This window comes from Chryseobacterium sp. TB1-D10, from assembly GCF_059803555.1.
In genome coordinates this window covers 87,390-100,636 of record NZ_JAPFHB010000004.1, presented here as the reverse complement: position 1 = coordinate 100,636, position 13,247 = coordinate 87,390, and the positions used below count along the sequence as shown (strand labels likewise).

13 protein-coding genes are annotated in these 13,247 nt (G+C 37.1%); 8 read left to right on the top strand and 5 right to left on the bottom strand.

Features of this window, described 5'->3' with window-relative positions; all coding sequences use genetic code 11:
• Positions 1-45: 45 nt before the first annotated feature.
• Positions 46-1,317, top strand: coding sequence for a UDP-N-acetylmuramoyl-tripeptide--D-alanyl-D-alanine ligase (locus tag OPU68_RS07030; protein ID WP_498473306.1), 1,272 nt, complete (start codon positions 46-48; stop codon positions 1,315-1,317).
• A gap of 17 nt (positions 1,318-1,334) precedes the next feature.
• Here the strand turns inward: OPU68_RS07030 and OPU68_RS07025 are convergent, their stop codons facing one another.
• Entirely contained in the window at positions 1,335-1,949 is a 615-nt protein-coding gene (locus tag OPU68_RS07025) for an NUDIX hydrolase (protein WP_498473305.1), read from the bottom strand.
• A 36-nt stretch (positions 1,950-1,985) separates the two neighbouring features.
• Here OPU68_RS07025 and OPU68_RS07020 point away from each other — a divergent pair, with 36 nt between their 5' ends.
• Complete coding sequence (locus OPU68_RS07020; protein WP_498473303.1) at positions 1,986-2,372, top strand: SRPBCC family protein; 387 nt, start codon at positions 1,986-1,988, stop codon at positions 2,370-2,372.
• Here the strand turns inward: OPU68_RS07020 and OPU68_RS07015 are convergent.
• The 3 genes from OPU68_RS07015 to bamG all read right to left on the bottom strand — a co-directional run bounded on the left by OPU68_RS07015 (position 2,369) and on the right by bamG (position 5,368).
• Complete coding sequence (locus OPU68_RS07015; protein ID WP_498473302.1) at positions 2,369-3,427, bottom strand: anhydro-N-acetylmuramic acid kinase; 1,059 nt, start codon at positions 3,425-3,427, stop codon at positions 2,369-2,371. The two genes, OPU68_RS07020 and OPU68_RS07015, sit on opposite strands and share 4 nt — an antisense overlap.
• Positions 3,428-3,467: 40 nt before the next feature.
• Positions 3,468-4,001, bottom strand: a complete 534-nt coding sequence (lptC, locus tag OPU68_RS07010) for an LPS export ABC transporter periplasmic protein LptC (protein WP_498473495.1) — start codon at positions 3,999-4,001, stop codon at positions 3,468-3,470.
• 86 nt (positions 4,002-4,087) lie between these two features.
• Positions 4,088-5,368: a BamG family beta-barrel-assembly machinery protein gene (gene bamG, locus OPU68_RS07005; protein ID WP_498473301.1), complete on the bottom strand. Its 1,281-nt coding sequence runs from the start codon at positions 5,366-5,368 to the stop codon at positions 4,088-4,090.
• Positions 5,369-5,725: 357 nt separating this feature from the next.
• On the opposite strand from bamG, the gene OPU68_RS07000 reads away from it, so the two are divergent.
• The 6 genes from OPU68_RS07000 (at position 5,726) to OPU68_RS06975 (ending at position 12,285) form a co-directional block, all read left to right on the top strand.
• Positions 5,726-6,832 carry a DNA polymerase III subunit gene (locus OPU68_RS07000; RefSeq protein ID WP_498473300.1) on the top strand — a complete coding sequence of 369 codons (1,107 nt, stop codon included), beginning with the start codon at positions 5,726-5,728 and terminating at the stop codon, positions 6,830-6,832.
• 166 nt (positions 6,833-6,998) lie between these two features.
• Positions 6,999-7,631, top strand: a complete 633-nt coding sequence (locus tag OPU68_RS06995) for a TetR/AcrR family transcriptional regulator (RefSeq protein WP_498473299.1) — start codon at positions 6,999-7,001, stop codon at positions 7,629-7,631.
• Between the two features lie 34 nt (positions 7,632-7,665).
• Entirely contained in the window at positions 7,666-8,964 is a 1,299-nt protein-coding gene (locus OPU68_RS06990) for a TolC family protein (protein ID WP_498473298.1), read from the top strand.
• Positions 8,965-8,985: 21 nt separating this feature from the next.
• Positions 8,986-10,101: an HlyD family secretion protein gene (locus OPU68_RS06985; RefSeq protein WP_498473297.1), complete on the top strand. Its 1,116-nt coding sequence runs from the start codon at positions 8,986-8,988 to the stop codon at positions 10,099-10,101.
• Between the two features lie 85 nt (positions 10,102-10,186).
• Positions 10,187-11,767: a DHA2 family efflux MFS transporter permease subunit gene (locus OPU68_RS06980; protein WP_498473296.1), complete on the top strand. Its 1,581-nt coding sequence runs from the start codon at positions 10,187-10,189 to the stop codon at positions 11,765-11,767.
• 113 nt (positions 11,768-11,880) lie between these two features.
• Positions 11,881-12,285: a hypothetical protein gene (locus OPU68_RS06975; RefSeq protein WP_498473295.1), complete on the top strand. Its 405-nt coding sequence runs from the start codon at positions 11,881-11,883 to the stop codon at positions 12,283-12,285.
• A gap of 123 nt (positions 12,286-12,408) precedes the next feature.
• Here OPU68_RS06975 and OPU68_RS06970 read toward each other — a convergent pair whose 3' ends face one another.
• Positions 12,409-13,170: a response regulator transcription factor gene (locus OPU68_RS06970; RefSeq protein ID WP_498473294.1), complete on the bottom strand. Its 762-nt coding sequence runs from the start codon at positions 13,168-13,170 to the stop codon at positions 12,409-12,411.
• Positions 13,171-13,247: the final 77 nt, after the last annotated feature.

The window sequence follows — 13,247 nt, the reverse complement described above, 5'->3', positions numbered from 1 at the left end:
CTGTTTTTTTTATTTAAAATCATCTCATTTGTTTATTTTTGAATTATGAATATTAGTGAGTTTTACCCAATCTATTTGCAAAGTAAAAATGTTGTAATAGACAGTCGGAAAGTTGAAGAAGGCAGTATTTTCTTTGCTTTTTCAGGAGATAATTACAATGCTGCAGAAAAAGCAAAAGAAACTATTGCTAATGGCGCTTTGGCAGTGATTGTGGAAGATGAAAAGTATTTTGATCCTCAGAATAATATTTTTTACGTTTCTTCAACGCTCCTGTTTTTACAACAATTATCTATTTTCCATAGAGCTCAAATCAATATTCCAATTATTGGACTTACGGGAAGCAACGGAAAAACTACGACTAAGGAATTGATGAGTACAGTTTTATCCTCCAAATTCAAAACGCAGTACACTTTTGGGAATTTGAATAATCATATCGGTGTTCCGTTAACCTTGCTTTCGGTCCGGAAAGAACACGAGATTGCTGTTATAGAAATGGGAGCAAATCATCAAAAGGAAATCGAAATGCTGTGCAAAATCGCAAAACCAAACATCGGATATATTACCAATTTTGGGAAAGCACATCTTGAAGGCTTTGGCGGTTACGAAGGCGTAATCAAAGGAAAATCTGAATTGTATAATTATTTGATTGAAAATAAAAAACAGATTTTGGTTAATGAAAATGACAAAATTCAAAAAGAAAAAACTGAAAATTACGATTCAAAAATAACGTTTGGAATTTCTACTTCGGATTATCAGTTCGAACCAATTTTTAAAGATAATTTTGTTGGAATTACATACCATGAAAAAGAAATATTCTCCAATCTCACGGGAAAATATAACTATGATAATATCTCCGCGGCAGTTGCCTTAGGATTACATTTTAATCTGAACATTAACGATATAAAAACCGCGATCGAGAATTACGTACCCTCCAATATGCGTTCTCAGATTCAGAAAAAGGGTGCAAAAACTTTGGTTCTGGATACTTATAATGCCAATCCGAGTAGTATGCTGGTTTCTTTGGAGAATTTTAAAAGCTTCGAAGGTTCCAAAACTATCATCATAGGCGATATGCTCGAATTGGGCGAGGAGAGTTTGAAAGAGCATCAAACCATTATCGATTTTGCGGAGTCTTGTAATTTTGATGAGATCATAACGGTTGGCCCGCATTTCAAATCGGTTTATCCATCGGTCAATGCATTTTTGAATACCTCGGAATTAATAGAAAGATTGCAGTTGATGCCAATCAAAGAAGACAATATTCTACTCAAAGCTTCCCGGGGAATTGCCTTGGAAAAGATTATCGAGTTTCTATGAAAAACTAAAAACCTCAATTAAGATTGAGGTTTTTTACTTTTAAAATCATTAAGAATCAGCTTAATATTTTGAAATGTAGAAGGCAAGATTTCGCTTTCAATTTCCTGATCATTTTTCCAGCCCACTTCATTGATTCCTTCTTCTATTTGTGGTTTCGGGGTTTCATTTCCGGAGTAGAACATTTCAAACCAGTAAGTTGTTTTCAGGACTTTATCGCCATTTCTTTCGGTGTAAATATGATAGGTGGAATTGATAAAATCCTTCAGTTCCAGATCAAAAATGCCACATTCTTCTTCCACTTCTCTCACTGCTGCAAGTTCTCTGGATTCGCCTTTCTCAATTTTCCCTTTCGGAAGATCCCATTTTCCCAGTCGGTGGATGAATAGGATTTTATTTTCAGAATTCAGAACAATGCCTCCCGCAGCCTCTATGTTTCTGAAAAAACCTTTAAAGTCTGCCCAAAGTTTATCAACGTCGTTATGATAAATATTCAAGCCTTGCGATGCCGTATTTGTAAGCAGATCCACTGCAAATTCAAAGCTATGCGTTCCATCGTAATTCAATGTTTTCGGGCTGTCTTGAGGTTCCTGGCTCAAAACTATTTTTTTTTCATTGATAAAAACTTTATACATTTGTAAGGCTTTAATATAATTACAAAAATATAAAAAATGAACTTAGAAGGACGAAAAATTATAGTAAATAAATCTGCATCAGAATTGGCGGGAATGCTGAAGAATCCACAAGATTACAAAGATCTGATGCCGGAAGGTCTTCAAAGTTTCGAAGCGAGAGAAGATGGTTTCAAATTCGGATTGAAGGGAATGCCGGAAATTGCTCTCAAAATTGATAATGTGTCTGATAAAGAAGTTGTTCTGAAGTCCGCAAGCTCAAGTCTTGACTTTGCTTTGACTGGCAATATGAATCCTTTGAACGAAAATCAAACTGAAGTTCAATTGTTATTCGAAGGAAAATTCAATCCGTTTATTAAAATGATGGTAGAAAAACCGCTTCAGAATTTCATCAATTTATTGACGGATAAAATTGAGCAACTTTAATCAGCTATCAATCCCGAAGAATGATCCGTCAAACTTCCTGTTGCTGATGACAAAACATTATTGAGATTCAAGGATCTCAAAACGCCCATAAAAGCAAAAATCAAAGCTTCTTTATATTCAATAATTTCTTTCGAAGGAATTTGGATTTCGGTTTTGGTCTTTGCTTTTATCTTTTCTATGAGATAATTGTTATAGGTTCCTCCACCTGTTATCAGAATATTTTTAATCTCAAATTCATCTAATATTTTAGCAATCTGGACTGCAGAATGTTCTGTGAAAGTTGCCAAAAGATCTTCCTTTTTTTGGTTTTTTATGAGCGGCAGAACCTGCGAATTAATCCATTCTATTCCGAGAGATTTCGGTGCTCTTTCCTGGTAAAAATTTAATTGATTCAACTCATTCAAAAGTTCATAATCAATAATTCCGAATCTCGCTAAGTCTCCATTTTCATCATATTTTTTCCCGAGTTTTAAAGCCAGATCATTGAGGATAATGTTGACAGGACAAATATCAAAAGCAATTCGTTTTCCCTCTCTCTTCAAAGAAATATTGGAAAATCCGCCAAGATTAACACATGAATCAAACTCAGCAAACAATAGTTCATCGCCAATCGGAACCAACGGTGCACCGTTTCCGCCAAGCAAAACATCCTGACTTCTGAAATCGTAAACAACGGTTTTATTGGTTTTAATTTTAATCGCTCGTCCGTCGCCAATCTGTAAAGTGAATTTATTTTTAGGCTGATGAAAAACGGTATGACCGTGAGAGGCAATTAAATCTAAATTTTGGATATTGTTTTTAGAAATAAATTCCTGCGCTTTCTCACCCAGATAAAATCCATAATCTGAATTCAGCTGTAATAATTTTTCGCTGGAAATGTTGATGGCGTTTTTCAAATCATTTTCCAAGGCAGAAGAGTAGGCGACGGTTTCGCATTTTAGAATCTCAAAATCCCAATTGGAGTTTTGTCTCGTAAATTTTGAATAGCAAATATCCAAACCGTCCAGACTGGTTCCGGACATCAGACCAATTGCGTAAAAACTTTGATTTTTCACTTTGTAAATTTAGGAATAAAAACCAATAGCCATAAGCTGATTACTTGCTTGTCGCTGGTAAATTGGCAGAATTAAAACTTCCGGAATTGTTGAAAAAGGTGTATTCTGAAAAGTCATCTTTCGCGACCATTCCGTGTGCGCCAACCAAGATGTTCCCATCTTTGTCGGAAACGTAAACAGTATCTTTGGTGTACATTTTATTTTTCCGTTTGTCCCAGTTAATTGTTTCTGTGACGAAGGTTTGTCCTTCTGTTGTGATGATTTTCACTCTACCCTTAGCGAAATAGAAATCCTTTTTGATATTATTCTTAGCGTAGTTAGCCCAGATTTTACCGGGAACTTTCGGATTTTTCTTGTCAAAGAATTCGAGATAAATTCCTTTTTTGGCTTCAATATATGGGGAATCTATCAGTTCGTATTGCTCAATCAGCGGAGCTTTGAATCTTACCTTTACAATGCCGGAATCCTTCTGGATGATTGTTCCGTTATGAATAACGGTAGAAGCGAAATTGGTTTTCTTATTCTGATTGATCTTTGTCAAATCTTCTTCACAAGACTGAATAAGAAAAAACATCAGCAACAAAAAGAATTGTTGTGATGTTTTTAAGTTAAATATTTTGAAACAATAATCCTTCATAGATTATTTTGAATGTTCATACATTAGTTGTAAAGTCGCTTCGCAAACCATTTGTCGGCAAAGTTAACGCCAATTCTCAAGTTTACAAAATTTTGACGAATCATATTATTATCAAGCGTTCCTCTTTTTCCAACTTCCAATCCAAGATCCAAACTGCTCATACGGTTGATAGTACTTTTTTGGAAAGGCAATGTAACGCCTGCAGTTACAGCATATTTGTTGATATTGGTTCCGTTGAGCTGGAGACCTCCTTTTTCATAATATGCTCCATATCTGTATATGATTCTGGAAAAATATGAACGGAAGTTATTAAAGTTTGGCAAGTACCAGCCCCCAACAGCATATCTATAAGAATCCTGATAGCTAAAAGGTCGTCCCAGGAAATTGATACTTTCTCCTTTTTTATAATCTAGCTGAGTTCCCAGAAACCATTTGGTCTCTTTACCGTAACCAATACCCAAAGATCCTTCTTGTGGAAGAAACTTTTTGTCAAAATTATTTTGTTCTTCTATGATCGTTTCGTACGCTTTTGTGTCGCCTAGCAGATAAAAATACGTACTGTTGGTGTACATGTTTTTCAGATTTCCACTATTACCAATGGTGTAAGTTGCTCCCACAGTTAGTTTGTGGTCGTTTGCCATTATTTTCTGGTAAGTAGTTCCCAATGTAAAGTTAAATGCTTTTACTCTGTAACTGTTAGAATATCCGCTGATCAATTCTGCTCCAGTAAAAGCCACTTCTTCTATGTCATATAATTTCCCGAAGAAAAAATTGGATCTTAAACCAACCGCAAATTCTGTATTGATCTGATAGGAGAGTGCCGCTTGAATGGTATTAATAGAACCTTCACCATGGAAATTATGCACTTCTGTGACTTCGCTGTTGTTGTTTAGAAGTTTGCTGGTAATGATGTCATAACTTTTAGAACTGTAAGGCTGGAATCCCATCCCAAATTTTACTTTTCTGGAAATAGGAAAAGCGATACTTATATTAGAAAGGTAGGTAGAATGTTTATCACTTTTAAGATTGTTAAAGTCTGACCTGTAATAATTGTTCTCGTTCGTTCCTTCTACTTTGAGACTAGTAAGTTCCAAATTGGTATTCGCTGCCGGGTTTTTGAAATTAAAACTATTGTTAAAATCCCAGACATAAGCTGTAGAAATACCTCCCATTGCATTAATGTCAACTGTATTATCATATTTCACATCTCCAATCCCATAAGCTCCGTATGGCGAATTTCCAATACTTTGCGCATTCAGGAAATATCCTGCAACCAATGATGATAAAACAAAAATTCTTTTCATATGTAGATATTGATTGTTTTTTTAAAGGCTATAAGTTCTTGCTCAATCTCCATCAGTGCTTTATGACCTGAATTTTGGCGATTTTAGTCCTTTAAAATTTCAATCCGCAAATATCTTAATTAATAATGAATTGCAAAAATATAATTCGGTTAAAGTTTGTTAAGTAATTTCGATGGTTTGAAGATTTTTGACGATTGATGGTCTGTATTTTAAGATAGATGAGGATTACTATTCGTAAAATATCCATTACCACTTTATTAAAAATATAAATGAAAACAAGGTTAGTTTCAAAAACAATAGTTGAAAAACTAGGATATCGGATATAACACTTCTTTACAAAATATTATCTTTGCTGTTATGAAATGGGAACGGATCATCGGGCAACAGGCTCTCAAAAATGTTTTGCAGGATAGCATCACTAACTCCAGAGTTGGGCACGCACAGCTTTTCTTGGGAGAAGAAGGTTACGGCGTATTGCCTCTGGCGTTGGCGATGGCGCAGGAAATTTTCGAAAAAGAAAATCCGGCTTCTGTACATAAAGTTGAAAACCTGAATCATCTTGATCTGCATTTCAGCTTTCCTGTTTTTTCTGAGAAGAACGTTTCATTGAGCAAACGTTTTTTCGACCAATGGCGGGAAATGGTTTTGGAAAATCCCTATTCTTCTTTTGATGACTGGACAGCTTTTCTGGAGTCTGAAAACAAGCAATTTTTCATTTCTGCAGACGAAGCGGAAGATATCGGGCAGCGTTTCACGCTTAAAAGTTTTGAGGGTGGAAGCAAAATCCTAATTGTCTGGCGCGCCGACAAAATGAATGATTCTGCAGCCAACAAAATCCTGAAATTCCTGGAAGAGCCACCAAAAAACACGTACATTATTCTTTGTGCGCCAAGTGCTAACGATATTTTGCCGACTATTTTATCAAGATGTCAGCTCATCAATGTTCCAAGAATTAATGATGAAGATCTTATCAGTCATCTTACAAATAAGGAGACAGCAAAAGAAGTTGCATATCAGGCACAGGGCGATTGGAATCTTGCTAAGTATTTGTCTGAGAATAATGCCGGCACTTCAGAGTTCGAGACTTTTTTTATTCAATGGGTTCGGAATGCTTTTCAGGCAAAGAAAAAACCAGAAGTTCTTCGCGAAATCGTAAAGTGGGCACGCCAAATATCCGAGTGGAACCGCGAAAAACAAATGAAATTTCTTAATTATTGTATTGAAATTTTTCGTCTGGCAATGCTTCAGAACTATGGCAATGACAATTTGGTTTACAAAAAACTCTCCGAAGGCAATTTCAACTGGCCGGCATTTTCAAAGTTCATTCACGGAGCAAATATTGTTTCAATAGTCGAAGAAATTACGGATGCATCTTACCACATTTCCAGAAACGCCAATTCCAAAATTGTTTTGACAGATATGGGGATTAAATTAACACGTTATATTCACAAAGCTTCGAGTTAATTTTATGGATTCTATTTCCTTATTACTCTAGTAAATTTATTTAGGTCTTGAGTTAAATTTTGCTTTGCAATAGAAGCAGTCAATAATCAATTCATAAATAATTAATCAAACAAATGTTTGATTGAATCACTTTTTGTTTTAAATTTGCATTGTTAAAATCAAGAATATGCCAACAAAAGAAGAACATATTATGATGGTTGCGGAGAAACTCTTCGCTGCTAATGGTTATAATGGAACTTCTGTAAGAGATATTGCTTCTAAGGCCAAGGTAAATGTCTCGATGATTTCCTATTATTTCGGATCCAAGGAAAATCTAATGGAAGAGCTTTTCAAATGGAGAATGGAAGAAGGCCTCAACTTCGCAAAGAATATTGTAGGAAATAGTGACCTTGCCGAGATCGAAAAAATCGATGCGTTTATAGATAATTTTGTCAACCGCGTTCAGAAGCTTCGGGATTTCTATTTGTTGATCCATACCCAGCAGGTCATCAGCCAGAATAAAAATATTCAGAACTTCCTGAAAGATTCTAAAATCAACTACATAGAAATATTTCAGAAAATTGTGGAGACAGGTTTGGAGAAGAATATTTTCTCAAAAAGACCATCTTATCATCTTTTACAATGCACCATTTCCGGAACCATTTTCAATGCGATGCACGGTATCAAAATGTACAAGGATTATCTTAAAAAGAACAATGCAGATTTCGACGAAAAGCAATACGAAAGCAAATACTTTACAGAAGTTGCCGATCACGTGAAAACCATCGTGAGATCTGTGATCGGATATCAGGAAAATTAAACTACACTCAATTATAATAACAATAATGCAAACAATGAATCAATTTTTAACAGCAATTATTCTTGTCGGAACTTTTGGTTTCTTTTCTGCTCAGGAAAAACGAACTATAAGTCTGGAAGAAGCGGTTAAATTAGGAATCGAGAACAGCAAAAATCTAAAAATAGACCGCGCTCAGATCGAAGAATCTACAGCCAACCTTTTGGCAGCGAAGAACAGACAATTACCGGAACTGACGGTTTCTGGAAGTTATTTATACTTACCACTCGAGCCGAATGTTAATCTTCAAATTCCAGGATTAGCCGGTGGCGGACCAAAAGTAAGCAATGTGCTTTACGGTTCTGCAAACGTTTCAGTTCCGATCTATTCTGGAGGAAGAATCAAATACGGAATCAAATCTGCTGAATATCTTGTAGAAGCTTCTAAACTAAATGCTGAAAACGACAAAAATGCAATCGCTTACAATATTTCTCAAGCTTACAACAATTTGTTCAAAGCGAATGAGGTTGTAAAACTTCTGAAGGAAAACTTAACGTCGTCTCAAAAAAGAGATCAGTCTTTTATTAAATTAGAAAATAACGGCGTGATTGCAAGAAATGACCGTCTGAAAGCACAACTTCAAACTTCGAATATCGAATTGCAGTTGATGGAAGCTGAGAATAATTACAGCATCGCAAACATTAATATGGATCTGTTATTAGGACTTCCTGATAATACGGAGATCGAAGTTGATTCCAATTACATCGGAGAAGATGACCTTACAAAGCCGGATGATTATTATTTGAACTTAGCGAGAGAAAACAGAAATGATCTGAAAGCTTTGGATTATCAAAGAAAAGCGGCAGCGCTTGGAAGCAAATCTGCTAAGGCGGAAAATCTTCCTTCATTGGCTTTCACCGGTGGTTATGTTGCGGCGGATATTCCTAAACTTTTGACGATTACAAACGCAGTGAATGTGGGTGTAGGAATACAATACAATCTTTCGAACATCTGGAAGAAAAATTCAAGCTACGTACAGTCCAAAGCGAAAGAACAGGAGTTGGCAGCCAACAATGAATTGCTAAATGACAATGTGACTTTGGAAGTGAAACGTGATTATCAAAACGATCTTTATGCCCACAAGAAAATTGATGTTTATCAAAGAGCATTGGAGCAGGCAGAGGAAAATTACAGAATTACACTTAATAAATATAATGCAGGACTGGAAACGATCACCAATCTTCTTGATGCTGATACTGCAAAGATCACAGCTAACGTCAATGTCGTGACTTCAAAAGCGGATGCGGCATTAGCTCACAAAAAATTACTACAAACAACAGGAACTATCAATAACTAATTATAATAAACTATCAATAAAATGGCACAAGACAATATAAAATTCGAGCAGGGAGAAGTTCCTGTGAAAAAGAAAAAAGGTCCGGTTTTTTACATCATTTTGGGTGTTTTAATTTTGGGAGCAGTATTTTTCGGTTTCAGACAATACCAATATGGACAAGCTCACGAAGAGACAGATGATGCACAGATCGCAGCAGATGTAAGTCCTGTAATCTCTAAAATATCCGGTTACATTTCCGAGGTTAAAGTGAAAGACAATCAATTTGTTAAAAAAGGTGATACATTAATTATCCTTGATAACAGAGATCAGTCTATGGCTTTGTCTCAGGCAGAAGCGGCTTTGGGAACAGCAAAAAGCAATGTTTCCTCTGCACAGGCAGGTTCGGCGGCGGCAGCTTCCGGGATTAATAATTCCAGAGCAGCAGTCCAGACAGCTAATGCACAGATCGAAGCAGCAAAAGTGAATGTCTGGAGAACGGAGCAGGATATGAAAAGATATACTGAATTGGTAAAAGACCACACGATCACGCAACAGCAGTACGAGCAGGCTTCCGCAGCTTATCAAACCGCTCAGAAACAACTTCAGGTTTTGGTAGATCAGAAAAATCAGGCTAATGTTCAGACTGGCGTGGTGACATCTCAATCCAATGCAACTTATCAGAATATTGGAATCGCCAATTCTACTTTGAAACAAAGACAAGTCGATGTTGAAAATGCAAAACTGAATCTTTCCTACACCGTAATCACTGCGAAAGAAAGTGGTTATGTTTCTAAAATTCCAGTTCAGCCGGGACAGTTTATCCAGGCTGGTTCTCAATTGTTCAGTGTTGTATTGAGCAATCAGAAATGGGTGGTTGCCAACTTCAAAGAAACACAGGTTGAAAAAATGGTGGAAGGTCAAAAAGTAGAGATCGAGATCGATGCTTATCCTGATCAGAAATTTCAAGGGACGATCAGTTCTTTCTCTCCCGCAACGGGATCTGCATTCGCATTACTTCCTCCGGATAACGCAAGTGGAAACTTCGTAAAAGTAGTTCAGAGACTTCCGGTGAAGATCACATTTGACAACCTTAATGAAGATATTATGAAGAAACTACGCGTTGGAATGAACGTTCAAACAACAGTTTCATTAAAATAAGGTATCAGCAATAAGGTCTTAGGTATTAGTTTAAAATGCTTTTTCAACTATTACCTTATTCCTAATATCTAAAACCTAAAATATTATGCAAGACGATTCATTAGTAGAATATGGATTCCGCAGAACCATTATTACTATAACAGCCATTATGTGCGCCCTTCTGGAAATCGTGGATTCCACGATTGTGAATGTGGCCCTTAATGAGATGAAAGGTAATCTTGGTGCCACACTTTCCGAAGTGGGTTGGGTCATCACCGCTTATGCCATTGGTAACGTAATTATCGTTCCGATGACAAGCTGGTTGTCTCAGCAGTTCGGTAGACGAAATTACTTTGCGGCTTCCATCATTATATTCACAATTTTTTCTTTTCTCTGTGGTAATGCCACCAACATTTGGGAACTTGTATTTTTCAGATTTATGCAGGGAGTCGGAGGTGGAGCACTTTTGGTAACTTCGCAGACGATCATTACAGAATCCTATCCGGTTGAGAAGAGAAGTATGGCTCAAGCTATTTATGGTTTGGGAGTAATTATTGGTCCAACTTTAGGTCCGCCATTGGGAGGTTATATTGTTGATAATTACAGCTGGCCATTTATTTTTTACATTAATATTCCTTTGGGGATCATCGCCACATTATTGACGATTCAGTTTGTGAAGAGTCCACGATATTCCGAAAAACGCTCTGCTTCCGATGTCGATTGGGCAGGGATCGGATTGTTGGCAGCTTTCGTAGGTTCTTTGCAATACATTTTGGAAAGAGGCCACGAGGACGATTGGTTCGAAAGTAAAGCTATCGTTTTCCTGACAATCACAGCAGTCGTAGGATTTATCTTATTCATTTGGCGCGAACTTACCTTCAAATATCCAATTGTAGAACTTAGAGTTTTGAAGAACGGAAACCTGAGGATCGGAACCATTATGTCCTTCGTTTTAGGATTTGGTTTGTACGGTTCTACATTCATAGTGCCACTTTATACGCAGAGTATTCTCGGGTGGACGGCACTGCAATCAGGAGCATTAATGATTCCTGCAGCACTGACCACCGCTTTTATGATGCCGATCATCGGACAGTTACTTACAAGAGGAGTGAAACAGCAGATCTTGGTTGCTTTGGGATTATTGGTATTCTTCGTCTATAGTTTCTGGGGCTACAAGATTATTACGCCGGATACAGGGAAAGACGCTTTCTTCTGGATGTTGATTGTCCGCGGAATGGGGTTGGGATTGTTATTTATTCCGATCACATCATTGTCATTAAGTACATTGAAAGGTGCCGAGATTGGCCAGGGAGCAGCGTTTACAGGAATGATGCGTCAATTGGGTGGATCATTCGGTATTGCTGCGATTACCACATTCATCGCCAACAAAAGTGAGCTTTACAGAAGCACGCTTGTAGCACATTTGGATGTCAATGACCTGGATGTTCAGCAGAGAGTTGCCGGTCTCAAGGCCAGTTTTATAGCCAAAGGAATGGCACCGGACAAAGCACTTCAATCAGCTTATCAGATTTTGGACTATGGCGTGACGAAACAGGCGACGGTTCTGTCTTATATGGACGTTTTCCTTTATTTGGGATTGATGTTTTTGATCTGTATTCCGTTCGTATTATTCGTAAGAGAACGCAAAGGCAAGGGTGAGAAGATTGACCTCAGCTCAGCGCATTAATATTTATTTTTAGTTATTTGTGTAAAACTCAGGACCAGAAATGGTTCTGAGTTTTTTTTGGCACTGATTTTACTGCTAATCAATTAATTCAGAATCACTTCAAAACCAAAACTATGATGTCTCTTGCCTCTCAAATTATCTATCTATTTGTCATTGCAATTCCAGTTGCCTGCGTCGCTTGGACGGTCACTCACGAGGAGATTTTCCGGGAACCCAGAGAATATTGTCAAAATGTTTGTGGTACTTCCAAGTCGCTTGTGAAAAGAAAATTCTTTTATCTCTTCACCTGCGAGTATTGCTTCAGCCATTATATCAGTTTGATTTTTCTTATTATCACACAGTTCAAACTTTTATATCCTGATTGGCTTGGTTACCTTTTAGCATTTTTCGCTTTAGTTTGGGTTGCCAATTGGTATATGAGTCTCTTCGGATTTCTACGCCAGAGCCTGAAAGTTGAGAAAATCGAAGCCAAGATGAAGGACAAGAATCTGAAAGAATTGGAGAGCGAGGAGCAATAAAGCAATAGATTGTTTGTAACCGAAGTCCAGTGTCGGGTATCATTAAGTGTTAGTACCGAGCGTAACCAGACGTTAGTACCGAGCGGTACTAGATGTTAGTATCGCTCGGTACTGGAAGCATTACTAAATCCAATTCAGTTTTGAAGCCATCGTACAAGCTTCCGTAGTGTTAGAAACCCGCATCTTTTCGAGAATATTCTGCCGATGGCGATTCACAGTATTGATGCTGATAAAGAGAACGTCGGCTATCTCCCTGCTCCGTTTCCCTCCCTGAATCATCTTCAAAATCTCCTTTTCCCGAACCGAAAGAAAAGCGGAATTTCCAGCTTCTGTCTGATGAATGACAGAACTGTTCGCTGTATTGATGATCATCCCGTGATGAAGCGAAGAATTCAGAAAATCAAAATGATAAAGGCAAAGTGCCAGTTCCACATTTTTATCATTAGCGTTGGTGAAGTAGAACATTTTATGCAAAAGCGCTTTTTGATTTTCATTATCAGCAATCCTCAACCTGCTGACCACGCAATAATCTTTGTGCTCCTCAAACGGAATGGTCTTAATAAACTGAAAAAACTGAAGCTCCAGCAAATGCTTCTGCAAAACATCTTCAGCATTTAACATCGTAAAAAGTTCCTCTTCCCAAATACTTTCGATTTCCTGAGTATTTTGTCCTTGAAAAATTTGTAGTTCATCAGCCAACTTCCCCGAGTAGACATAACTTTTATTGTTTTGAAGGTCACTCAAAACTGCAATTCCATTTTCTAATTCAACAAAATTTTGCGCTATTTCCTGACATTTTTGAAGCTGGAGGTTTTCACTTTCGGGAGAGGAAGAGAATTCCTGTTGTAAGAGTTTTTCGTTGAGGTCGGATTGAATGGGTTTCATTATAAATTGGTTATAAATCAGTATTGATAAAAACAGCCAAACACCATACATTTGTCCTTTATCAAAGTAAAAGTACA